The following is a 21,937-nucleotide window of genomic DNA, read 5'->3' on the forward strand; positions in this document are numbered from 1 at the left end:
CCGTGGCACTCCAGGTCGAAGGCCTCGCGGTGCGCTACGGGCTCGCCGAGGCGTTCCGTGACGTCAGCCTGCGCGTCGACGACGCGCAGATCGTGGCCCTGCTCGGCAACAACGGAGCCGGCAAGACGACGCTGGTCCGCGCGCTGTCCGGCACCCTCGCGCGTCACGGCGGACGCGTCGTGGCCGGGTCCGCGCGGGGCGCGGGGCTCGACCTCACCCGCGCGCGAGCGGACGCGATCGTCCGGGCCGGCGTCGTCCAGGTGCCCGAGGGGCGGCGCATCTTCGGGCAGCTCTCGGTCGACGAGAACCTCGCCGCCGGGGCGCTCGCGCTGCGATCGCGCGCCGAGGCGCGCCGGATCAAGGCGTGGGTGCTGGACCTGTTCCCGGTCCTGGCCGCCAAGGCCGGACATCCGGCCGCGCTGCTGTCGGGCGGCGAGCAGCAGATGCTGGCGATCGGGCGCGCGCTCATGAGCGGGCCGCGGACGCTGCTGCTCGACGAGCCGTCACTCGGCATCGCACCGCTGGCCACCCGCACCATCATGGACACGGTGCGCGAGGTCAACCGCGCCGGCGCCAGCGTGCTGCTGGTCGAGCAGAACACCCGCCTCGCCCTATCCGTCGCCCACCACGCATGCCTGCTCCACGGCGGCACGATCCGCGCCGAGGGGCCGGCGGCCGACCTGGCCGCGTCCGACGTGATCCTGGAGCTCACCCTGGGCCGGGGCGTCGCCCACACGGCGACCGCCGCCGCCGTGGCGAGGGGTGGCGGCGATGGGTAGCGACACGATCCTCGAGGCCGTCGACATCACCGTGCGGTTCGGCGGCGTCGTCGCCCTCGACGCGGTCTCCTTCCGCGTGGCCACCGGCGCGATCCACGCGATCATCGGCCCCAACGGCGCCGGCAAGTCAACCTGCTTCAACGCGATGACCGGCGTCAGCCCGATCGCCTCGGGTCAGGTGCGCCTCGACGGCGAGCGCCTGGACCGCCTGCCCGGGCGCCGGATCGTCGCACGCGGCGTGGCGCGCACCTTCCAGAACGTCGTGCTGCCCGAGTCCCTCACCGTCGCGGACGCCCTGCGGGTCGGGCGGCACCACCGCACGCGCGCCGGCCTGCTGGCCACGGCGCTCGGGCTGCCCTCGGCGCGCAGCGAGCGGCGCGCCGACGACGCGATGGTGCGCGACCTCGCCCAACTCCTGGGGCTGGCGGACCGGCTCGACGACCCGGCCAGCTCCCTGCCGCTCGGCCTGCGCAAGAAGGCCGAGATCGCCCGCGCGCTGTGCGCCGAACCTCGCCTCCTCCTGCTGGACGAGCCGGTGGCCGGCCTCAACGACGCGGAGTCCCAGGAGCTCGGCGACAAGATCCGCGAGTGCCGCGAGCGGTTCGGCCTCACGGTGCTGCTCGTCGAGCACGACATGGAGTTGGTGATGCGGGTGTCCGACCACGTGACAGTCCTCCAGTCGGGATGCGTGATCGCCGACGACCGCCCCGAGGGGGTCCAGCGGGACCCCGCGGTGATCAGCGCCTACCTCGGCGCCGAGGTCACCGAGCCCACCGCCCCCGAGCGGGAGGCGATCACCGGTGGATAGCCTCCTCAGCGCGACGGCCAACGGGCTGTCCCTCGGCGCCCTGTACGCCGTCATGGCCCTCGGCTTCGTCGTGATCTACCGCGCGACGGGCGTGCTCAACTTCGCCCACGGCGCGATCCTGCTCACCGGCGTGTACATCGCCTCGGTCGTGAGCCAGGCCCACGGGTACGCGCCGGGAGCGCTCGCCGGAGTCGGCGCCGGCGCGACGGTCGCCGTCGTCGCCGAGACCGTCTTCCTGCGCCACAGCAAGACCCGCGACCACATCACCCTGACCATCCTGACGCTCGGGCTCAACATCCTGCTGGTGACCGAGGTCAGCCGGCGTATCGGCACGCACACGCTGCCGCTGCACGACCCGATCGGCAACGCCCTGACCCGGTTCGGCGGCCTCACGCTGCCGACGGCCCGGGTGCTCGCGCTCGTCGTGTCCCTCGTCGTGATCACCGCGTTCCTCCTCGCGTTCAGGCTCACCCGATGGGGCCTGGCGATGCGGGTGAGCACCGCCGACGCCGAGGTCGCCAGCCTCATGGGGGTACGCCTGTCGGTGGTGTCGTGGACCAGTTGGGCCATCGGCGGGGCGCTCGCCGTCATCTCCGGACTGTTCCTCGCCTCGTTCCCGGCGCCGGGCGTGACGCCGTCGCTCGCCGACACGGCGTTCCGGGCGTTCCCGGCCGCGGTGCTCGGCGGGCTCGGGTCGGTGGGCGGCGCACTCGTGGGCGGCATCCTGCTGGGTCTGGCGGAGGCGTTCGCAGCGACCTACGAGGGCGCCCTGGGCTCGTGGGCGCACAACCTGTCGGGAATCTCGGCCTGGCTGCTGCTCCTGGTCGTCCTCCTCCTGCGGCCCGAAGGGCTCTTCAGCGCGCGGACGGTGCGACGTGTCTAGGGCGCGGGCGCTCGTGGCGGCACTCCTGGTCGCGCTCGTCGTCGCGCCGCACTTCCTCGACCGGTTCTGGCTTCAGGTCGGGTCGCTCACGATGGCGGCGGCGATCGCCGCGATCGGCCTGACCCTGCTGGTCGGCGTCGCCGGCCAGATCTCCCTGGCGCACGCGGTGTTCGTCGGCCTGGGGGCCTACGGCTACATCGTGCTCGCCGCTCCGAGTGACGCGGCCGGCTGGGGGCTGGGTCTGCCGACGCCGCTCGCGGCGATCGGCGGCGTGACCCTCGCCGGGCTCGCCGGGCTCGCGATCAGCCCCCTGTCGGGCCGCGTCAGCGGGCTCTACCTCGCCGTCGTGACGATCGGCCTCGTCTTCATCTGGCAGCACGCGCTCCAGGAGGTCGAGGACTTCAGCGGCGGCTATGCCGGCCGGCCCGCCCCCGAACTGAGCGTCCTCGGGCTCAGCCTGGGCGAGAGCCAACCCTGGCACATCGCGCAGGTGCCCTACGGCGGCGCCGAGAAGACGTGGCTGCTCTCGCTCGCGGCCCTCGTGTGCGCCTTCGTCGCGGCGCGCAACATCGCGCGCGGCCGCCCAGGCCTCGCCCTGGCGATGATCAAGGAGAACGAGATCGGGGCGAGGTCGCTGGGCGTCGACGTGCGTCGAGGCCGTGCGGCGGTGTTCGGGCTCGCCTCGCTGTATGCGGGCGTCGCGGGCGTCCTGATGGCGCTGACGACCCAGTTCGTCACCCCGCAGAGCTTCGGCTTCCAGCTCTCGACCGACTACCTCGTCATGGTCATCATCGGCGGCGTCGCCAGCGTGCGCGGCGCCGTCGCCGGGGCGCTCTTCGTCACCGTGCTGCCCCGCGTGCTGGGCCAGTACACCGACGGCCTGCCCTTCCTCGCGCGGGTCGGATCAGGCGGGATCGACGCGAACGTCCTGAGCGTGTTCGTCTACTGCGCGCTCCTGCTCGTGGTCATTATGTTCGCCCGCGGCGGGCTCGACCGTCTGCTCGGCCTGCTCGTCAGCTCACGCCGGGCGTCTGCGGTGGTGGGGCACTGATGCAGACCTGGATCCACGTCCTCGACTGGCGCGGCGTCGCCGACCGTGACGCCGTCGCGGTCCGCGACGGCCGTAGCGAGCTGACCTACGGCGAGCTGCGCGCCCGGATCGAGGAGCGCGCTGGCGGCTGGCATGACCACGGGGTGCGCAGCCACGACGTCGTGGCCGTGCTCTCGCACAACAGCGCCGAGATGCTCGTCCAGACGCTGGCCCTCCTGCGGATCGGCGCGCTGCCGCTTCTGCTCAACTGGCGCCTGACCGCGACCGAGATCGCCGAGCTGCTCGCGCTGACGCGGCCGGTCGCCGTCTTCGCCGACGCCGCCTCGACCCCGCTGGTGGCGCCGACGGAGCGAATCCTGCGGTTCGCCGACGGCCCGGCCCGAGACGACTGGTTCGAGGCCGCCACGCTCGTCGGCGACGTCCCACCGCGGCCGCACACGCGGCTGCGCTCAGCCGAGGACGCGCTGCTCATGCACACCAGCGGCACGACCGGGCGGCCCAAGGTGATCCCGATCGACCACGGCTCGCTCGTCCGAGGCCTGGCAGCCTTCGCGATCGACATCGGCGACCAGCGCCGCGGGAGCGTGCATCTGGCGATGATGCCCCTGTTCCACCTCGCCGGGTTCGCCCAGGCGATGCAGTGCCTCCTGACCGGCGGCACGCTCGTCGTGCACGACGGCTTCGACGCCGACCGCGCGATCGACGCGATCGGCGCCGAGCGGGTCAACTTCCTCACCGCGGTCCCCGCGATCATCGAGGCGCTGACCGTCGCCCTTGAGGGACCCCGCGCCGGGGCAGACCTCACGAGCCTGCGCGAGATCCAGTACGGCGCCGCGCCGATCGCGCCCGCACTGCTCGAGCGCGCGGTGCGGGTCGTGTGCCGCCGGTTCCGGCAGATCTACGGCAGCACCGAACTGCAGGGGTTCTTGTCGATCCTGCGCCCCGAGGACCACGTCGCAGGCGCCGCCCGGCTCGCGTCCGCGGGGTGTCTCTCACCTGGGTGGGAGGCGCGGATCGTCGACTCCCACGGCCGCGCGACACCCGCCGGGACCCCGGGCGAGCTGGAGGTCCGCGGCGAGAGCGTCATCCGCGAGTACTGGCACGACCCGGACACGACCCGCACCGCGTTCACCGCCGACGGCTGGTTCCGCACCGGCGACATCGGCGACCTGAGTCCCGACGGCTACCTCAGCATCGTCGGACGGGCCAAGGACATGATCATCAGCGGCGGTGAGAACGTGTACCCGGCCGAGGTCGAACGCGTGCTGCTCGCCCACCCCGCGGTGCTCGACGCGGCCGTGGTCGCCCGGTCGCACCCGCGCTGGGGCGAGACGCCGGCCGCGTTTGTGGTGACCGGCGAGACCAGCGTCGAGCCCGCCGCCCTGCTCGCGTTCTGCCGCGAGCGGCTGGCCCGCTTCAAGTGCCCCAGCGACGTGACCCTCGTCGGTGACCTGCCCCGCAACGCCCTCGGCAAGGTGCTCAAGTCCGAGCTACGCCGACGCGCCGCCGAGTCCGCAGGCCCGCGGTCGCATGGGCCCCCGCACCCCGCACCAGAGGACGACCGGCCAACAGGAGGCACGACGTGATGGACCACACTCGATCGATCGCCACCATGCTGCGGCACTGGGCGCACACGCACCCCGACTCCCCCGGCGTCAGCGTCGACGGCGTCGCCGACCACACCTTCGCCAGTTGGCTGGAGGCGAGCTCGCGGCTCGCCGCGGGCCTGCGGGGCGTCGGCGTCGGGCCGGGTGACCGCATCGGCTTCATCGGCAAGAGCGCCGTGGTGTGGGCCGAGGCGTTCGCGGCGGCGTCGCTGCTGCGCGCCGCCGCGGCGCCCCTCAACTGGCGACTGAGTCCCGCGGAGACCGCGGAGATCCTTGCGGACGCTGATGTGGCCGCGCTCATCACCGAGGCGGAGTTCCTTCCGCTGACGGGCCGCCCGGCGTCGGACGACGGCCGGGTGCGGCTCATCCTCCCCGACGGCTCGGAGCACGACTACGCGCAGTTCGTCTCGTCGCACGAGGCCGGCGACGACTGGCCGGAGCCGGAGCCGGAGCCGGAGCCCGAGGACATCGCGCTCCTGCTGTACACCTCGGGCACCTCAGGCACGCCCAAGGGCGTCGAGCTGCCCAACCGGGCCATCGAGGCCAACATCACCTCACCGTTCCCGGTCGACCTCACCGTCGGCGACGTCGTCATGGTGCCCGCCCCGACCTTCCACCTGTCCGGGACGGGCTGGCTCTACTCGGCCCTCAGCCGCGGCGCCGCCTCACTGTTCGTGTTCGACATCCGCCCGGAGGCCGTGCTCGACGTCCTCGCCGACGGCCGGGTCACCTACGCCATCACGGTTCCGGCGATCGTCCAGGCGCTCGTGCAGCACCCGACGGCGCGCAGCCGCACGTACCCGTCTCTGCGCACCCTCATCTACGGCGGCTCGCCGATGTCGCCGAGCCTCGCCGACGCGGCGCACGAGGTCTTCGACTGCGACCTCGTGCAGGGCTACGGCCTGACCGAGACGTGCGGGCCGATCACGTGCCTGTCGGACGAAGACCACCGGCGCGGCGGCGCCCGGCTCGCCTCGGCCGGACGCGCGATCGCGGGCGTGGAGCTCGGTGTGTTCGACCCCGCGACGGGTGAGCGCTGCGCGACAGGCGAGGTCGGCGAGGTGTGGGCGCGCACCCCCACGATCATGGCCGGCTACCGCAATCGGCCGCAGGAGGTGCGGGCCGTGCTGCACGAGGACGGCTGGTTCCGCACGGGAGACGCCGGCTGTCTGGACGAAGACGGCTACTTGTTCCTGCGCGACCGCGTGAAGGACATGATCGTCTCGGGAGGCGAGAACGTCTATCCCGTCGAGGTGGAGAACGTGCTCACCGCACACCCCGCGGTGCGCGACGCCGCGGTCATCGGCGTCCCTGACGAGCGGTGGGGCGAGACGGTCAAGGCGCTGGTCGTCACGGGCGAGCGCACACCCGACGCGCACGAGCTGATCGAGTTCTGCCGCGAGCGCCTGGCCCACTTCAAGTGCCCGACGTCGGTCGACGTCGTCGACTCGCTGCCCCGCAACCCCACCGGCAAGCTCATGAAGCGCGAGTTGCGCGCGCCGTACTGGGCGGGCCGGGCGCGCGGGATCGCCTGAGGGACGGGACCAGGAGACGGTCATGGTCGCGCGCTACGAGGAGGTCGCCCGATCGCTGGCGCGCCGCATCGAGGACGCCACCTACCCGGTGGGCTCACGTCTGCCGCCCGAGGTCGACCTGGCCACGACCTATGCCGTATCGCGCGCGACCATCCGCTCGGCGCTCGACTCGCTGGAGCGCCTGGGGATGGTCTCGCGGCGCCGTCGTGTCGGGACCCGTGTCGAGTCGGCGCGCCCGACGACGGGCTATGTGCGCACCGTGACGACGATGAACGAGCTGGTGCAGTACTCCACCGAGACGCGCCGGCGCGTGCTCGGCCGCCAGGACGTCACGGTCGACGCCGCCCTCGCGGCGGTGCTCGGGTGCGCGCCGGGCAGCGCGTGGGTGCTGGTGACGATGCTCCGCATCGACGACGCGGGTCTCGGCGCGTCCCGACCTCTGTGCCACACCGACGTCTACCTCGCCCCGGACGTCGCGTCGGTCGTCGGCGATCGCGTCTCGCGCCCGGACGGGTTGATCGCCGAGGTCGTCGAGCAGTGCACCGGGCGCCTGACCGTCCGCGTCGACCAGCGGGTGCGCGCCTGCGCGCTGCCGTGTCACCTGGCCGGGCCGCTGCGCGCCGACGCCGGCAGCCCCGCTCTGCGGGTCGTGCGCCGGTACGTCGAGCGCTCGGGCGCGGTCGCCCTGGTGACAGTCTCGACGCACCCGGCGGACCGATTCGAGTTCACCGTGTCCATGGAGCGCTCCGACGCCTGAGGGCACGCGATGGGTCGCCGCGTCGGCCCGAAGGAGGTGCACGTGCGAGTCACCGAGGTCCGTGAGATGGACGTCCCGCTCCAGGGCGGTCTCTCGAACGCCGTCGTCAGCTTTGTCGGCCACAAGGTCTCGCTGGTCGCTGTCGTCAGCGACCACGTGCGGCACGGTGTGCCCGTGATCGGCGTCGCGTTCAACTCGATCGGCCGTCACGCCCAGGGCGGGATCCTGCGCGAGCGGATGGTGCCGCGTCTGCTCGCCTCCGCGCCCGAGGCGCTGCTCGACCCCCGGGACGGGCTCCTGGACCCCGCGCGTGTGCTGGCATGCGTGCTGCGCGACGAGAAGCCCGGCGGCCACGGGGATCGCGCGGCGGCCGCGAGCGCCGTCGAGCTCGCATGCTGGGACCTGCTCGCCAAGGCGCACGACGAGCCGGCCTTCGCGACGATCGCCCGCCGGCACGGGCGCGCGCCCACGACGGCGGGGGTCCCGGTCTACGCGGCAGGCGGCTACTACGACGCCAGCGACGACGTGGCCGCGCTCGCGGCTGAGGTCCGCGGGTACATCGCCGCCGGGTATCCAGCCGTCAAGATCAAGATCGGAGGCGTCTCGCTGGCGCAGGATCTGCGCCGGATCGAGGCCGCCGTCGACGCCGCGGGCGGCGGGAGACAGGTCGCGGTCGACGCCAACGGCCGGTTTGGGCGCGAGCGCGCCCTCGCCTACGCCGCGGCGCTCGAACCCCTGGGGCTGCGGTGGTTGGAGGAGGCGGTCGACCCGCTCGACTTCGCCCTCAACGCCGAGCTGACCGCGCGCTATGCGGGCCCGATCGCCACGGGTGAGAACCTCTTCTCGCGCCAGGATGTGGCGAACCTGCTGCGCTTCGGCGGCCTGCGCCCGGACCGTGACGTGCTGCAGATGGACGCCGGCCTCGCCTACGGCCTGACCGAGTACGCCGCGATGGTCACGCTGATGGAGGGCGCGGGCTTCGACCGGAGCGCGGCGATCCCGCACGGGGGGCACCTGGTCAACCTGCATATCGTGGCGGGACTGGGACTGGGCGGCTGCGAGGCCTACCCCGGGGTGTTCCAGCCGTTCGGCGGCTACAGCGACGACTGCCTGCTGAGCGACGGCTTGATCCGCCCGGCCGACCATCCCGGCTTCGGGCTCGAGGCGAAGTCCGGCCTGGACGATGTGATCGCCCGGCTGGTGGCGTGATGGGGGGGCCTGCGGATCGCCGTCATCGGGTGCGGCGCCATGGGGTCCGTCTACGCGTCCCGGCTCGCGCGCGGCGGCCACGACGTCCTTGTCGTCGACGCGTGGGCGGACCACGTGCGCGCGATCGCCGAGCGGGGCCTGAGCGTGCGCGGGCCCGACGGCGCCATGACCGCGCGCGTGCGCGCCTTCGAGGCGCCGCCCGCCCGCGTGGTCGACCTGGTCGTCCTGGCCGTCAAGGCGGCCGACGTCGTCGGCGCGGCGCGCGGCGTCGCCCCGCTGCTCGGCCCGCACACCCTCGTGCTGACGATTCAGAACGGCCTGGGATCGGCGCAGGAGGTCGCCGGCGTCCTCGGCCCCGAGCGCCTCCTGGTCGGGGTCGCCAGCGGCTTCGGCGCCAGCCTTGTCGGCCCGGGCCAGGTGCGCCACAACGCGATGCGCGCGCTTCGGTTCGGCGCCTACGCACCCGGCGCAGGACCCGGCGCCCCGCAGGTCGAGCGGATCGCGCGGGCATGGCGCCAGGGCGGCTTCGACGCGACGGCCGTTGACGACGTCGTGGCGACGCAGTGGGAGAAGCTCATCTGCAACGTGGCCTACAGCGCCCCGTGCGCGCTGACGGGGCTCACCGTCGGCGAGGTCATGGACCATCCGCACCTGGGCGAGGTGAGCCGAGCCGCGGCGGTCGAGGCGTGGGAGACGGCGACCGCCGCCAAGGTCCGGATCGACGTCGCCGATCCGGTGACCCACGTGCGCGAGTTCGGCGCCCGGCTGCCGGACGCGAAGCCGTCGGCGCTGCTGGACCATCTCGCGGGCCGGCGCAGCGAGATCCCGGTGATCAACGGGGCGATCCCACGCGAGGCCGCGAAGGTCGGCCTCACCGCACCGGTCAACGCGACGCTGACGGCGCTGGTGCTGGCCCGCGAGGACGGGCTGTGAGGCGTGGCGCACGAACGGGAGCCGCCCGGCGGCTCCCGTTCGTGCGGGGTGTCAGGCGCCGACGATGGCGGGGTGGCGCTCCTGGGCGGTCTTCGGCACGTGCTTGACGTCCGCGGGAGTCAGCGCGCGCAGCCAGCAGGCGAACTCCAGCAGGACGCCGTCGGGGTCCTGGAAGTAGAACGAGCGCACATACACACCGTCATGCATCGTCGTGGCGATCTGCGAGGGGCTCTCGTCGTGGTTGATGAGGGGCCCGACCCGGACGCCGGCGGCCTTGAGCTTCGCGCGGTACTCCGCGAACTTCTCAGGCGGCACGTCGAACGCGATGTGGTTGAGCGACCCGACCGCGCTGGTCCACTCACCGAAGCCCGGCTGCGACCGCGGCGCCGAGAGGCCGGGCACGCCGTCCGGCGCCTGCGGGAACCAGAAGAACGCGAGCGAGTCGCCGTTGCCGGCGTCGAAGAAGAAGTGCTGTCCCATGCCGTCAGGCAGGTCAAGGGTCTTGATCAGGGGCATCCCCAGGACGCCGCTGTAGAAGTCGACCGTGCGCTGCATGTCCGAAGACACCAGCGCGACGTGGTTGAAGCCGCGGAGCTCGAACTGCGTGTTGGCGCCCATCGGGTTCGTCCTCTCTGGAGTGTCCCTGCGTAATCTGATACTAACGTCAGGTTCGTAGCGTGGCAGCGACCTCTCCCCGACCGAGCCCGCGCACTTCCGGTAGAACTGACCCCGTGACCAGCGCGCAGACGACCCGCCCGACCCGGCGCGGCAGGCAGACCCTTGAGGCGATCGACGCCGCCGCCCGCAAGGTGATCGCCGAGAAGGGCTTCCTCAAGATGACGGTGGCCGACATCGTCAGGGAGGCCGGCAAGTCGCCCGCGTCGTTCTATAACTACTACGACTCCAAAGAGGCGCTGCTCGAGCGTTGGGCGCGCGACTTCCAGCAGGAGGCGCGCGAACGGCATCGCGCGGCCGAGCGGGCCGCGGGCAACGATCCGCGCAAGCACGCCGAGGCCGCCGCCCGCGCACATTGGGAGACCTACCGCGCCCGGCTCGCCGAGATGGTCGGCGTCTTCCAGCTCGCGATGGTCAACGACGCGTTCGCCCGCGTCTGGGACGAGATCTGCCTCGACGCCGCGAGCGACATCGCCCAGGCCGTCGCGCGCGCACAGCAACGCGGGTACTGCCCCGGCGTCGACCCGCACCTGACCGCCCGGGCCATCGTGGCCATGCTCAACATGTTCTGCTACGAGAGCCTCGCCAACGGGCGGTCGGCCACGGCGGACGACGAGGCCTGCGTCGCGACGCTGGCGAGCGCATGGTTCCACGCCATCTACTGGACCGAGTGACCGTCGCGCCCGCCAGGCTGAGGCCTGGACGCACCGCCCCCTCCCCTGATAGAAACCTGACATCGGATTCAGATTGGGGAGAGAGATGGCCATCACGCGCGAGTTCGTCGGTCTGCCCGCACCCAACCTCCCGCGCGCCGGCGCCGGCGGGCACCCGTGCCAGGGCCTCTACCACCGGCCCACCGCAAGCCGCCCGAGCGTCGCGTTCATCGCCACCCACTACCAGATCGACTTCTCCGAGCACTACCTCGCCCACTACCTCGCCGACCGGGGATTCGGCTTCCTCGGCTGGAACACGCGGTTCCGGGGCGACGAGGCGCATTTCCTGCTCGACCACGCCCTCGTCGACATCGGCGTCGGCGTGCGCTGGCTGCGCGAGCAGGCGGGGGTCGACGCCGTCGTGCTGCTGGGCAACTCGGGCGGCGGCTCACTCATGGCCGCCTACCACTCGCAGTCCGTCGACCCGACCGTGCGCGCATTGCCGGGCATGCGACCGGCTCCCGGAGTCGAAGCCCTGCCCGTCGCGGACGCCTATGTCTCGACCGCGGCGCACCTGGGCCGGCCCGACGTGCTGACCGCCTGGATGGACGGGGCGGTCGCGGACGAGAACGACCCCGTGGCCACCGACCCCACGCTCGACCTCTTCGACCCCGCCCACGGGCCCCCGTACGACGCCGCGTTCGTCACCCGCTACCGGGCCGCCCAGGTGGCGCGCAACCATGCGATCACCCGCTGGGTCAAGCAGGAGCTCGCACGGCTCGCTGACGCCGGGTACCACGACCGGCCCTTCTCGCTCGCGCGCACCTGGGCCGATCCGCGCATGGTCGACCCGACGCTCGAGCCGACCCGCCGCGAGCCCAACCGGTGCTATGCCGGGGTCCCCCAGCGCGCCAACCGCTCCGTCTACGGCATCGCGTCAGCCTGCACCCTGCGCACGTGGCTCTCGCTGTGGAGCCTCGACGACTCCCAGACACGCGCGCACGCGCACCTGCCCAAGATCACCGTGCCGACCCTCGTCGTCAACGCCAACGCCGACACGGGCGTCTTCCCGAGCGACGCCGCGGCGATCTACGACCTCCTGGGCGCCGACGACAAGGCGCTGCACGAACTCGACGCCGACCACTACTTCCGCGACGCGGGCGCCCGCGACGAGCTCGCCGACCTCGTCGCCGCGTGGGCCGCTCCGCGCCTGGCCTGAGCGGGGCTCGCCTCGACGCGGCCTCCTCGCCCGACGCGGCCTCAACGCCCGACGAACCGGGGCGGGCGTTTGGCGGCGAACGCGGCCACACCCTCGCGCAGGTCCTCGGTCTGGGCCAGCGCGCGCTGCCCGTCCGCCTCGCGCGCCAGGGCCCGCTCCAGCTCCGGCAGGCACGCGGCGTTGACCGCGGCCTTGATCTGCCGATGCGCGGCCGCCGGCCCGGCCGCGAGGTCGTGGACGAGGGACTCGACGACGCCGTCGAACTCGTCGTCCTCGGCGAGCCAGGCGATGAGCCCCTGCTCGTACGCCTGCTGCGCCGTCAGCCGTTCGCCGAGCAGGGCCAGCCGCATCGCCCGCGCCCGGCCGACCGCCGCGGGGATCAGGGCGGTCGCGCCGGCGTCGGGCATGAGCCCGATCTTGACAAAGGCGAGCGCGAACGACGCCGAGCGCCGCGCCACGACCAGGTCGGCGGCGAGCGCGAGCGAGACGGCGGCTCCGGCGGCGACGCCGTTGACCGCCGCCACCACCGGCGTCGGGCAGGACTGCACCGTCCGCACCAGGCGCGTCAGGGCCTCCAGCAGCGGTGCGGCGGGCAGGCCTCCCGTGAGATTGGCGCCCGAGCTGAACGCTCGCCCCGCGCCCGTCAGGAGCACGACGCGCACCGCGGCGTCCTGAGAGGCCTGCGTCACCGCGGCGTTGACGGCCTCGACCCCCTCGGCGGTCAGGGCGTTGAGGGTGGCCTCGTCATCGAGCACCACGCGCAGCACCGCGCCGTGGGTGGCCGTGCGCACCGGAACGTCCGTCATCTGTGGCTCCCTTCGTGAGCGCTCAGGGCCTGGCGGGCCTTGAGCAGGAACGGGGCGACCGCCTCGCCCGCCGTGGCGAAGCCGCGCCCGGACCCGGCCCCGCGGCTCGCCCGGTGCGCGATGCCGGCGGCGATGACCGCGACCTTGAACGAGGCGAGCGCCAGGTGGGCCTCCCAGTCGCGCAGCCGGACGCCCGCCGCCTGCTCATAGGCGGCCGCGAGCGCCGCCGCATCGGGCAGCCGCGGGCTGGTCCACGCCCCGGGCTCGCCCACGATCAGGTCGAACGCCGGGTCACGGTAGGCGCACATCATCGCGACGTCGGCGCTCGGGTCACCCAGGGCCGCCAGCTCCCAGTCGACGATCGCGGCGAGGTGACGCCGGGGCAGGTCGAGGAGCGTGTTGTCGATGCGGTAGTCACCGTGGACGACGCGCGTGCGCGGCTCGGCCGGCGCCCAGGCGCGCAGGCCGCGGGCGACCTCGGTGGCGAGCGCGCGCAGTGCGGGCACGCCGACGATCTCCCACTGCCGCGACCACCGCCGCGTCTGACGCTCGACGTACCCGCCGGGGCGCGCCAGGTCTCCCAGGCCGACCTGTTCGGGCACGACGGCGTGCAGCGCGGCCAGCACGCTCACGAGCTCGTCGACGACGCCGCGAAGGGCCGCGTCGTCGAGGGCGTCCAGGTCCGCGCGCGTGCGCAGCGCGTCGCCGGCGACGAACCCCGAGACGGCGAACGGCACGCCGAGCACGGCCTCGTCCTGGCAGGCGGCCACCGCGCGCGCGACGGGTACGCCGGCGCCGTGGAGCGCGCGCGTGAAGCGCAGCTCGCGCACGACGTCGTGTGCCGACGGCGTGCGGCCCGCGCGCGGCGGCGTGCGCAGGACCCACCGGCGCGCGTCGTCGCACAGCGCGTAGGTGAGGTTCGAGCGCCCGCCGGCGATGAGCCGCGCGCGCAGCTCGCCCTCAACGGGCTCGCCCACGCTCCGGAGCACCGCGGCCACGCGGGCCAGCTCCTCGCGCCCGAGCGCCGTCGTCGTCACCGCGCGCCCGCGATCTGGCGCACCGCACGGCGGGCGATCGACCAACGATGGACCTCCGACGGCCCGTCGTAGACGCGGAAGGGGCGGACCTCCCGCGCGATCTTGGCGACCGGCAGGTCCGCGCTCACGCCGAGCCCGCCGCACAGCTGCGTCGCGCGGTCCACCACCCGGTGCAGCGCCTCAGCCGCGAAGGTCTTGACGATCGACGTCTCCTTCGAGGCGCGCTCACCCGCGTCGAGCGCCGCACACGCCTCGCGCAACAGCGCCCGCGTGGCCGCCAGATCGATCTCGTTGTCGGCGATGAGCTGCTGGGCCATGCCGAGAGAGGCCAGCCGCGTGCCGAAGGCGCGCCGCGAGGCGGCGTACCGCACGGCGACCTCGTGCGCGCGGCGCGCCGCCCCCGTCCAGCGCATCACATGCGTCGCGCGCGCCGGGCCGAGCCGCACCTGCACGTACCGGAAACCGCGGTCGACCTCGCCGAGCACATCGTCGTCGGGCACGAAGACCTGGCGCAGGCGCACCTCGCAGTGCCCGCCGACCATCGACGTGTCCATGGTGGTGATGTGCCGCACGACCTCGACTCCGTCGCGGTCGGCCGGGACGAGGAGCATGGTGGCGCCGTCGCCGTCGCCCGGCTCACCGCTCGTGCGCGCGAACACGATGAGGAACCCTGCCCCGTCGGCGCCGGTGATGAAGTGCTTGTGCCCGTCGATGACCCACCCGCCGTCGACCCGCGTGGCCCGGGTCGCGAGCGTGGTCGGATCGGCGCCCGCGCCGGGGTCGGGTTCGGTCATCGCGAACGCCGATCGCGTCTCCCCCCGCGCCAGCGGACCCAGGTAGCGCTCGCGCTGCCCGGGGCTGGCGACCTTGCCGAGCAGGTGGACGTTGCCCTCGTCGGGCGCGTTGCAGTTGAGCGCGAGGGCGCCGAACAGCGAGTAGCCCGCCTCCTCGAACACCGGCGCGCGGTCAACCATGCCGAGGCCGAGGCCGCCGAACTCGACGGGTCCGTGCGGCGTGAGCAGCCCCGCCTCGCGCGCCCTCGCCTGCAGCCGCCGGCGCAGCGCGTCGCCGCCCGCGGCGGCGATGTCGCCGTCGTACTGGTCGTCGACGGGCAGCACGTGCTCGGCCACGAACGCCCGTGTCCGCTCGACGATGTCTGCCTGCGCGCCCCGGCCCTCATGTGCCGCGCGCCCGGTCATGCCGGCGCCCCCTGCGTGGCCTCCGCGGCGCCCGCCAGCCCGAGCTCGGCCAACACCGCACGCGTGTCGGCCCCGACCGGGGGCGCCGGGGGCGGCACGGCGGAGGGCGTTGCGCTGAACCTCGGCGCCGGCGCCGGAGCAAGAGCGCCGTCGGTCACGAAGGTCTCCCGCGCGCTCAGGTGGGGCTCGGCGAGCAGCTCATCAGGCGCCAGCACGGCGGTCAGGCACGCGTCGGCCCCGGCGAAGGCCGCGACCCACTCGTCACGGGTCCGCTCGCGCACCCGGGCGGCGATCCGGGCGCGCGAGCGCGGCCAGGACGCCGTGTCGTCCTGAGCGACGCCGCCGAGCTCGCATGTCAGGCCGAGGCCCTCCAACAGTGCGGCGTAGAACGCGGGCTCGATGGCGCCGACGGCGACCCAGCGCCCGTCGCGGGTCTCGTAGACGCCGTAGAACGGCGCCCCGCCGTCGAGCAGGTTCTCCCCCCGGGGCGCCGACCAGGCCCGCTCGGCGCGCATCGAGTGCAGCATCGCGGTCATGAGCGCGGCGCCGTCGACCACCGCGGCGTCGACGACCTGCCCCCGCCCGGTGGCCCGCGCCGAGAGCAGCGCAGCCAACACGCCGCACACGGCCAGCATCCCTCCCCCGCCGAAGTCGCCCAGCATGTTGAGCGGCGGCGTGGGGGCGCCGTCGCGCCCGGCGACCGGCTCAAGCGCGCCGGCCAACGCGATGTAGTTGATGTCGTGCCCGGCGCGCGGCGCGAGCGGGCCGTCCTGCCCCCAGCCCGTCACGCGTCCGTACACCAGCCGCGGGTTGCGGGCCAGCACCACGTCCGGGCCGAGCCCGAGGCGCTCCATGACTCCGGGACGGAACCCCTCCAGGAGGACCTCGGCCGTGTCCGCGAGCGCCAGCACGGCCTCGCGCCCTCGCGGCGACTTGAGGTCGAGCTGGACCGAGCGCCGGCCGCGCAGCAGGAGGCTGTGCGCCCTCCTGCCCGACTCGTCGCGCTCGACGCGGATCACCTCGGCGCCCAGGTCCGCCAGCATCATCCCGGCGAACGGCCCCGGCCCGATGCCCCCGACCTCGACGACCCGCAGGCCCGTGAGCGGACCCGTCATCGACCGCTCCACACGGGCTCGCGCTTCTCGGCGAAGGCGCGGGCGCCCTCCATCGCGTCCGCGCTCGCGAAGACCGTGCGCATGGCCTCGTCGCTGACGGCCCACGGGTCGGCGCCGGACCACCGGGCGTCCCAGTCCGACCCGCCGACGGCGGCGCGGTGCAGCACGCGTTTGGTGTGCGCGACCGACAGGGGCGCGTTGGCGGCGATCCGCCGCGCGACGGCCTCGACCTCGCCGCGCAGCGCGTCGGCGCTCGTCACCCGGTTGACCAGGCCCCACTGGCACGCCGTCTCGGCGCTGATCGCCTCGCCCGTCAGCGCGAGCTCGAGCGCGCGTTTGAGGGGGACCTGGCGCGGCAGGCGCACCAGTCCCCCCGCGGCGGCCAGCAGCCCGCGGCGCACCTCGGGCAGCGCGAACACGGCGTCGGCCGCGGCGATCGCCAGGTCGCAGGCGAGCACGATCTCGGCGCCGCCACCCATGGCGGGTCCGTTGACCGCGGCGATGACGGGCTTGTCGATCCAGTGCCGCACCATGCCCGCGAATCCCCACTCGGGATGCCCGTGCGCCAGGATCGGGCGGCCCCGGGCCACCTCCTTGAGGTCGGCCCCGGCGCAGAACGCCCGCCCGCGTCCGGTCACGACCACGACGCGCACCGCGGGGTCGGCCGCGGCGGCCTCCAGGCCCTCGCCGACGGCGGTCGCGAGCGCCGCGTCGACAGCGTTGAGGGCGTGCGGCCGGTTGAGCGTCAGGAGCGCGACGCCGTCGCGGGCCTCGTAGAGCGCGGCGGGCTCGTCGGAAGTCATCAGCGCACCCCCAGCACGTCGCGCGCGATGATCGTCTTCATGATCTCGGTGGTCCCGCCGTAGATCGTCGAGACGCGGGTGTCGACGTACGCGCGCGCGATGGGGTACTCGAGCATGTAGCCGTAGCCGCCGTGCAGTTGCACGCACCGGTCGACGATGCGCTTGTGGGTCTCGGTCGCCCACCACTTGCCCTTGGCCGCGTCGACGGCGCTGAGCTCGCCCTTGCCCAGCCGGATCACGGCGTCGTCGACGTAGGCCTGGGCGACCTCCAGCTCGGTGACCATCTCGGCCACGACGAACTGCGTGTTCTGGAACTCGGCCAGGGCCTTGCCGAACGCGGTGCGCTCACGCACGTAGTCGATCGTCCACGCGAGCGCGGCGCGCGCTCCTGCGCACGCGCCGACCGCGATGCTGATGCGTTCGAGCGGCAGGTGCGCCATCAGCACGCGCAGCCCCTGCCCCTGTCGACCGAGCAGCGCCTCGGGCCCCAGGCGCACGTCCGCGAAGCGCAGTTCGGCGGTGTCCTGCGCCTTGAGGCCCATCTTCCTCAGGCGCCGCCCGCGGGTGAACCCGGGCGTGCCCGTCTCGACGAGGAAGAGGCTGAGCGCCTCGCTGCCGGCCGCCGGGTCCTGCGAGGTGCGCGCCACGACGATGACGACGTCGGCCAGGATCCCGTTGGTGATGAAGGTCTTGGAGCCGTCGAGCACCCAGCCGTCGCCGTCCGGGCGGGCCGTGGTGCGGATGCCCCGCAGGTCGGAGCCCGTGCCCGGCTCGGTCATCGCGATCGCCCCGATGGCCTCGCCCGCGGCGAGCCGTGGCACCCACCGCTTGGCCTGCTCGGGGGTGGCCAGGTCGACGAGGTAGGGCAGGATGATGTCGGCCTGACACCCGAAGCCCGCCGACAGCGAGTTCGCGCCGACGCGGGAGAACTCCTCGGCCGCCGCACTGCGGAAGCGGTAGTCCTCGACGCCGCCGCCTCCCCACTCCTCGGGCGTCCCCATCCCGAGCAGGCCGAGCGCGCCCGCGCGCGCCCAGATCTCGCGGGGGATCTCGCTCGCCTCCTCCCACTCCTCGATGTGGGCGACGACGTCGCGGTCGAGGAACTGGCGCACGCTGGCGCGGAACGCGGTGTGCTCGTCGTCGAACAGCGCCCGCGGCGCGTACAGGTCGTACATGTCAGATCCTCTCGATGATCGTCGCGTTGGCCATGCCCCCGCCCTCGCACATCGTCTGCAGGCCGTACCGTCCCCCGGTCTGCTCGAGGTGGTTGACGAGAGTGGTCAGCAGCCGCGTCCCGGAGCCGCCCAACGGGTGGCCGAGGGCGACGGCGCCGCCACGCGGGTTGAGCCGCGCCTCGTCGACGCCGAACTCGGCCGCCCACGCGAGAGGCACGGGCGCGAACGCCTCGTTGACCTCGAACGCGTCGATGTCGCCGACCGCCAGGCCCGAGCGGCGCAGGATCTTGTGCGTGGCCGGCATGGGGCCGGTGAGCATGACCTCGGGGTCCGAGCCCACGACCGCGAAGCTGTGCACGCGGGCGCGTGGGGTCAGGCCGAGCCGCCGCGCGGCCTCCTCGCTCATCACGAGCGCACCCGAGGCGCCGTCGGTCAGCGGCGAGGAGTTGCCGGCGGTGATGACCCACTCGATCTCGGGGTAACGCTCGCTCAACGCCGCGTCGCGGAACGCGGGGGACAGCCCCGCGAGCGCCTCGACCGTGGTCCCGGGGCGGACGGTCTCGTCGACGGTGTGCTCGCCGCCGCCCGGCAGCGCGACGGGCACGATCTCACGCTCGAAGCCGCCCGCGGCGGCCGTGGCGGCCGCCCGCGCGTGCGACCGCGCCGCGTACTGGTCGACCTGGGCGCGATCGAGCTTCCAGCGCGCGGCGATGAGCTCGGCGCCGATGCCCTGGTTCGGCAGGCTCGGGAACCGGGAGGCGAGGGGGCCGTGGGGGTCGCCGTCGACGAGGGCCTTGCCCATCGGCACGCGGCTCATCGACTCGACGCCACAGGCGATGGCGACGTCGTAGGCGCCGGCGATGACGCCCTGCGCCGCGAAGTGGACCGCCTGCTGGCTCGATCCGCACTGCCGGTCGACGCTCGTGCCCGGCACGGAGACCGGGAAGCCCGCTGTGAGCAGCGCGGTCCGCCCGATGTTCAGCGCCTGGTCCCCGGCCTGGCCGACGCAGCCCGCGATCACGTCGTCGACGATGACGGGGTCGAGTCCGTTGCGCTCGATCAGTGCGGTCAGGACCGTGGCGAGCAGGTCCGCGGGGTGCACGCCCGACAACGCCCCGCCGGGCTTGCCCCGGCCGGACGCCGTGCGCACCACGTCGACGATGACGGCGCTGGTCATGATGAGACACCCCTCATTCGCTTGCCCTACTTAGCGATCGCTCAGTATCGTGTCGTGGATCACACCCACCGTCAAGGGCGACAGCGAGGTACGCCGTGAACCCACTGACCCGCTTCCGTCTCGACGACCGCGTCGTGGTCCTGACCGGCGCGAGCTCCGGACTCGGGCTCGGCTTCGCGCACGCGCTCGCCGCCGTCGGCGCGCACCTGGTCCTGGTCGCGCGCCGCGGCGACCGCCTCGCCGCCCTCGCCGCGGACCTGGCCTCCGCGGGCGCGCGGGCGGTCACCCACGTGGCCGACGTGCGCGACCCCGGTCAGTGCCGCGGGGCCGCGGCCGCCGCCGTCGAGCGCTTCGGGCGGATCGACGTCCTGGTCAACAACGCGGGCGTCGGCGGCTCGACCCCGTCCTCGCGCGAGACGGAGAGCGGGTTCCGCGCGGTGCTCGACGTCAACCTGCACGGGACCTTCTGGATGGCGCAGGCGTGCGCGCCGCACATGCCGCGCGGCTCGGTGATCGTCAACGTCGCGAGCGTCCTGGGACACATCGCCCCACGCTTCCCCCAGGCGGCGTACGCGGCGAGCAAGGCGGGCGTCCTCGGCCTGACGCGCGACCTCGCTCAGGAGTGGTCGGCGCGCAAGGGCATCCGCGTCAACGCGCTGTGCCCCGGGTACTTCGCCAGCGAGATGACGGCGCAGGACGACGCGCAACTGCGCGAGATGGTCGACCGCGAGAGCATGCTGGGCCGGTTCGGCGAGCAGCACGAGCTCGACACCGCGCTTGTCTTCCTCGCCTCCCCGGCGTCGTCGTACATGACCGGCGCGTCGCTCCTCGTCGACGGCGGGATGTCCGCGCTGTAAGAGGCGGCCGGGAAGGCGGGAAGGGCCGCGGCCCTCCGCGGCCCGGTGCGACTCAGCGCGACTCAGCGCGGCGCCATCCGGATCGCGCCGTCGAGCCGGATCGTCTCCCCGTTGAGCATCGGGTTGGCGACGATCGCGGCCACCAGGTCGGCGTACTCGGCGGCCGTGCCCAGCCGGCTCGGGTGCGGCACCTGCGCGCCGAGCGAGGCCCGCACGTCGTCGGGCAGCCCGCCGAGCATCGGGGTGTCGAACAGGCCGGGTGCGATCGTGACCACGCGGATGAGCAGCGGCGCCAGGTCTCGCGCGATGGGCAGCGTCATGCCGGCGACACCCGCCTTCGAGGCCGAGTAGGCCGCCTGGCCGATCTGACCGTCGAAGGCCGCGACCGACGCGGTGTTGACGACGACGCCACGCTCCTCGCCGTCGGGGTCGTTGGCTGCCATCGCCGACGCCGCGAGCCGGATGACGTTGAACGTGCCGACCAGGTTGACGGTGACCACCCGGGAGAACTCGGCCAGCGGGAAGGGCCCCTGCCGCGTGACGGTCCGGTGCGCCGCGCCGACTCCGGCGCAGTTGACCGCGACCGCCAGGCGGCCGTCCTCGTTGGCGAGCCCGACGGCGCGCGTGACCGCCGCCTCATCCGTGACGTCCGCGGCGGCGAACCGGACCGCGTCGCCCAGCGCGTCGAGCGCCGACCGGTCGGCCGACGCCAGGTCGACGGCGACCACGCGCGCGCCGTCCGCGGCCAACCGCGTCACGGTCGCCAGCCCCAGCCCCGAAGCGCCTCCCGTGACCAGCGCGACCTTGCCGTGAACCCTCATGCGACTTCCTCCCTGGTGTGCGGACCGAGTGCGGACCGACGTGTGCGCCCGCCCCGGACGGAGCGGCGCGGCGAGCGAACGATCGCTCAGTGCTTCAATGGCCCCAGCGAGCGCCCCCACGAGCGACCTCGCGCGACCCCACCGGCCCGACTGACAGGCGAGACGACATGACCTCCGCGAACGACGCGCCCGCAGCGGACTGGCGGACGTATTCCCCGCTGCGCCTGTCCCCCATCCTGCGCGCGACGCTCGCGCAGGTGGTCGAGCACGGCTACGACGCGACGAGCGTGCGCTCGATCGCGCGTGAGGTCGGCGTCACGGTGCCCGCGCTCTACTACCACTTCGAGAACAAGCAGGCGATCCTCGCCGCGCTCCTGGACCACGCCATGACGATCGTGACCACGCACGTCGAGGCCGCCCTCGCCGAGGCGGGCGACGACCCGACGCGCCAGCTCAGCGCCGTCGTCGAGGCGATCTCGCTGTACATGGCCCACCACCGTGACCTCGCGTTCCTCGACTCCGAGCGGCGCGCGCTGGTCGCGGAGAACCGGACGCGCTACATCGAGCACCGCGACCGCGTCGAGCAGCGCGTGCGCATGATCATCGAGCGCGGCGTCGACGCGGGCGTATTCCGCACCGCGGACCCCGAGACCTGCGGTCGGGCCATCTTGTCGATGTGCCAGGGCATCGCCGGCTGGTACCGCCCCGAGGGACCCGACGCGCCCGACATCGTCGCGCGACGCTACGTCGCGATCGCGCTCGCCGCGGCGGGATGCGTCACGACGGTCTGAACGGTCCATCGGCGCGACTCCCTCGTCGTCTACTGAACGCTCGCTAA

Annotated in this window: 22 protein-coding genes; 13 read left to right on the top strand and 9 right to left on the bottom strand. The window is 73.8% G+C overall.

Translation table 11 applies throughout. From position 1 onward, the window contains the following. Positions 1-2 precede the first annotated feature (2 nt). Genes EV386_RS09150 through EV386_RS09190 form a run of 9 tightly spaced genes read left to right on the top strand, consistent with a single transcriptional unit; the run spans position 3 to position 9,562 of the window. The gene (locus tag EV386_RS09150) at positions 3-779 is read left to right on the top strand and encodes an ABC transporter ATP-binding protein (protein ID WP_130414306.1); all 777 of its coding nucleotides are present in this window, start codon (positions 3-5) and stop codon (positions 777-779) included. Next, on the top strand, positions 772-1,587 hold the full coding sequence (locus tag EV386_RS09155) for an ABC transporter ATP-binding protein (RefSeq protein WP_130414308.1): 816 nt from the start codon (positions 772-774) through the stop codon (positions 1,585-1,587). Before EV386_RS09150 ends, EV386_RS09155 begins: the two co-directional genes overlap by 8 nt. Continuing rightward, positions 1,580-2,470, top strand: coding sequence for a branched-chain amino acid ABC transporter permease (locus EV386_RS09160; RefSeq protein WP_130414310.1), 891 nt, complete (start codon positions 1,580-1,582; stop codon positions 2,468-2,470). Before EV386_RS09155 ends, EV386_RS09160 begins: the two co-directional genes overlap by 8 nt. Beyond that, entirely contained in the window at positions 2,463-3,521 is a 1,059-nt protein-coding gene (locus EV386_RS09165) for a branched-chain amino acid ABC transporter permease (RefSeq protein WP_130414312.1), read from the top strand. Before EV386_RS09160 ends, EV386_RS09165 begins: the two co-directional genes overlap by 8 nt. After that, the gene (locus EV386_RS09170) at positions 3,521-5,107 is read left to right on the top strand and encodes a class I adenylate-forming enzyme family protein (protein WP_130414314.1); all 1,587 of its coding nucleotides are present in this window, start codon (positions 3,521-3,523) and stop codon (positions 5,105-5,107) included. The genes EV386_RS09165 and EV386_RS09170 overlap by 1 nt, the downstream gene beginning before the upstream one ends. Next, positions 5,107-6,663, top strand: coding sequence for an AMP-binding protein (locus tag EV386_RS09175; protein ID WP_130414316.1), 1,557 nt, complete (start codon positions 5,107-5,109; stop codon positions 6,661-6,663). Before EV386_RS09170 ends, EV386_RS09175 begins: the two co-directional genes overlap by 1 nt. A 22-nt stretch (positions 6,664-6,685) precedes the next feature. Then, positions 6,686-7,420 carry a GntR family transcriptional regulator gene (locus EV386_RS09180; protein ID WP_130414318.1) on the top strand — a complete coding sequence of 245 codons (735 nt, stop codon included), beginning with the start codon at positions 6,686-6,688 and terminating at the stop codon, positions 7,418-7,420. 42 nt (positions 7,421-7,462) lie between these two features. Next, positions 7,463-8,629, top strand: coding sequence for an enolase C-terminal domain-like protein (locus EV386_RS09185; RefSeq protein WP_207216500.1), 1,167 nt, complete (start codon positions 7,463-7,465; stop codon positions 8,627-8,629). Positions 8,630-8,653: 24 nt separating this feature from the next. Next, complete coding sequence (locus tag EV386_RS09190) at positions 8,654-9,562, top strand: ketopantoate reductase family protein (protein ID WP_278025479.1); 909 nt, start codon at positions 8,654-8,656, stop codon at positions 9,560-9,562. 51 nt (positions 9,563-9,613) lie between these two features. On the opposite strand, the gene EV386_RS09195 is transcribed toward EV386_RS09190, so the two are convergent. After that, positions 9,614-10,180, bottom strand: coding sequence for a VOC family protein (locus EV386_RS09195; RefSeq protein WP_130414324.1), 567 nt, complete (start codon positions 10,178-10,180; stop codon positions 9,614-9,616). A gap of 113 nt (positions 10,181-10,293) precedes the next feature. On the opposite strand from EV386_RS09195, the gene EV386_RS09200 reads away from it, so the two are divergent. Both EV386_RS09200 and EV386_RS09205 read left to right on the top strand, forming a co-directional pair. Beyond that, positions 10,294-10,911, top strand: coding sequence for a TetR/AcrR family transcriptional regulator (locus tag EV386_RS09200; RefSeq protein ID WP_130414326.1), 618 nt, complete (start codon positions 10,294-10,296; stop codon positions 10,909-10,911). An 85-nt stretch (positions 10,912-10,996) separates the two neighbouring features. Next, positions 10,997-12,109 (top strand): alpha/beta hydrolase, encoded by a 1,113-nt coding sequence (locus EV386_RS09205; protein WP_130414328.1) that lies wholly within the window; start codon positions 10,997-10,999, stop codon positions 12,107-12,109. A gap of 41 nt (positions 12,110-12,150) precedes the next feature. Here the strand turns inward: EV386_RS09205 and EV386_RS09210 are convergent, their stop codons facing one another. The 7 genes from EV386_RS09210 to EV386_RS09240 are packed head-to-tail and all read right to left on the bottom strand — an operon-like array spanning position 12,151 to position 19,421. Then, entirely contained in the window at positions 12,151-12,915 is a 765-nt protein-coding gene (locus EV386_RS09210; protein ID WP_130414330.1) for an enoyl-CoA hydratase-related protein, read from the bottom strand. Next, entirely contained in the window at positions 12,912-13,952 is a 1,041-nt protein-coding gene (locus EV386_RS09215) for a phosphotransferase family protein (RefSeq protein ID WP_207216502.1), read from the bottom strand. Before EV386_RS09215 ends, EV386_RS09210 begins: the two co-directional genes overlap by 4 nt. Further along, positions 13,949-15,151: an acyl-CoA dehydrogenase family protein gene (locus EV386_RS09220; protein ID WP_130414332.1), complete on the bottom strand. Its 1,203-nt coding sequence runs from the start codon at positions 15,149-15,151 to the stop codon at positions 13,949-13,951. Before EV386_RS09220 ends, EV386_RS09215 begins: the two co-directional genes overlap by 4 nt. Beyond that, positions 15,148-16,266 (bottom strand): CaiB/BaiF CoA transferase family protein, encoded by a 1,119-nt coding sequence (locus EV386_RS09225; protein WP_130414334.1) that lies wholly within the window; start codon positions 16,264-16,266, stop codon positions 15,148-15,150. The genes EV386_RS09220 and EV386_RS09225 overlap by 4 nt, the downstream gene beginning before the upstream one ends. After that, entirely contained in the window at positions 16,263-17,069 is an 807-nt protein-coding gene (locus EV386_RS09230; protein WP_130414336.1) for an enoyl-CoA hydratase-related protein, read from the bottom strand. Before EV386_RS09230 ends, EV386_RS09225 begins: the two co-directional genes overlap by 4 nt. Then, positions 17,069-18,244 carry an acyl-CoA dehydrogenase family protein gene (locus EV386_RS09235; protein ID WP_130414338.1) on the bottom strand — a complete coding sequence of 392 codons (1,176 nt, stop codon included), beginning with the start codon at positions 18,242-18,244 and terminating at the stop codon, positions 17,069-17,071. The genes EV386_RS09230 and EV386_RS09235 overlap by 1 nt, the downstream gene beginning before the upstream one ends. A 1-nt stretch (position 18,245) precedes the next feature. Next, positions 18,246-19,421, bottom strand: coding sequence for a thiolase family protein (locus tag EV386_RS09240; protein ID WP_130414340.1), 1,176 nt, complete (start codon positions 19,419-19,421; stop codon positions 18,246-18,248). 95 nt (positions 19,422-19,516) lie between these two features. Between EV386_RS09240 and EV386_RS09245 the strand changes: the two genes are divergently transcribed. Next, positions 19,517-20,278 (top strand): SDR family NAD(P)-dependent oxidoreductase, encoded by a 762-nt coding sequence (locus EV386_RS09245; RefSeq protein WP_130414342.1) that lies wholly within the window; start codon positions 19,517-19,519, stop codon positions 20,276-20,278. A gap of 62 nt (positions 20,279-20,340) precedes the next feature. Here the strand turns inward: EV386_RS09245 and EV386_RS09250 are convergent, their stop codons facing one another. Then, positions 20,341-21,099, bottom strand: a complete 759-nt coding sequence (locus EV386_RS09250) for an SDR family NAD(P)-dependent oxidoreductase (protein ID WP_130414344.1) — start codon at positions 21,097-21,099, stop codon at positions 20,341-20,343. Positions 21,100-21,266: 167 nt separating this feature from the next. Here EV386_RS09250 and EV386_RS09255 point away from each other — a divergent pair, with 167 nt between their 5' ends. Continuing rightward, positions 21,267-21,890, top strand: a complete 624-nt coding sequence (locus EV386_RS09255; RefSeq protein WP_130414346.1) for a TetR/AcrR family transcriptional regulator — start codon at positions 21,267-21,269, stop codon at positions 21,888-21,890. The last annotated feature ends 47 nt before the right edge of the window (positions 21,891-21,937 follow it).

Source organism: Xylanimonas ulmi (assembly GCF_004216535.1).
GTDB lineage: Bacteria > Actinomycetota > Actinomycetes > Actinomycetales > Cellulomonadaceae > Xylanimonas > Xylanimonas ulmi.

What these genes read in the sequence shown, in the direction of transcription:
- EV386_RS09155 (WP_130414308.1), top strand. Translation starts at nt 772, where the DNA reads ATGGGTAGCGACACGATCCTCGAGGCCGTCGACATCACCGTGCGGTTC.
- EV386_RS09170 (WP_130414314.1), top strand. Translation starts at nt 3,521, where the DNA reads ATGCAGACCTGGATCCACGTCCTCGACTGGCGCGGCGTCGCCGACCGT.
- EV386_RS09175 (WP_130414316.1), top strand. Translation starts at nt 5,107, where the DNA reads ATGGACCACACTCGATCGATCGCCACCATGCTGCGGCACTGGGCGCAC.
- EV386_RS09180 (WP_130414318.1), top strand. Translation starts at nt 6,686, where the DNA reads ATGGTCGCGCGCTACGAGGAGGTCGCCCGATCGCTGGCGCGCCGCATC.
- EV386_RS09195 (WP_130414324.1), bottom strand. Translation starts at nt 10,180, where the DNA reads ATGGGCGCCAACACGCAGTTCGAGCTCCGCGGCTTCAACCACGTCGCG.
- EV386_RS09205 (WP_130414328.1), top strand. Translation starts at nt 10,997, where the DNA reads ATGGCCATCACGCGCGAGTTCGTCGGTCTGCCCGCACCCAACCTCCCG.
- EV386_RS09210 (WP_130414330.1), bottom strand. Translation starts at nt 12,915, where the DNA reads ATGACGGACGTTCCGGTGCGCACGGCCACCCACGGCGCGGTGCTGCGC.
- EV386_RS09220 (WP_130414332.1), bottom strand. Translation starts at nt 15,151, where the DNA reads ATGACCGGGCGCGCGGCACATGAGGGCCGGGGCGCGCAGGCAGACATC.
- EV386_RS09225 (WP_130414334.1), bottom strand. Translation starts at nt 16,266, where the DNA reads ATGACGGGTCCGCTCACGGGCCTGCGGGTCGTCGAGGTCGGGGGCATC.
- EV386_RS09230 (WP_130414336.1), bottom strand. Translation starts at nt 17,069, where the DNA reads ATGACTTCCGACGAGCCCGCCGCGCTCTACGAGGCCCGCGACGGCGTC.
- EV386_RS09235 (WP_130414338.1), bottom strand. Translation starts at nt 18,244, where the DNA reads ATGTACGACCTGTACGCGCCGCGGGCGCTGTTCGACGACGAGCACACC.
- EV386_RS09240 (WP_130414340.1), bottom strand. Translation starts at nt 19,421, where the DNA reads ATGACCAGCGCCGTCATCGTCGACGTGGTGCGCACGGCGTCCGGCCGG.
- EV386_RS09250 (WP_130414344.1), bottom strand. Translation starts at nt 21,099, where the DNA reads ATGAGGGTTCACGGCAAGGTCGCGCTGGTCACGGGAGGCGCTTCGGGG.
- EV386_RS09255 (WP_130414346.1), top strand. Translation starts at nt 21,267, where the DNA reads ATGACCTCCGCGAACGACGCGCCCGCAGCGGACTGGCGGACGTATTCC.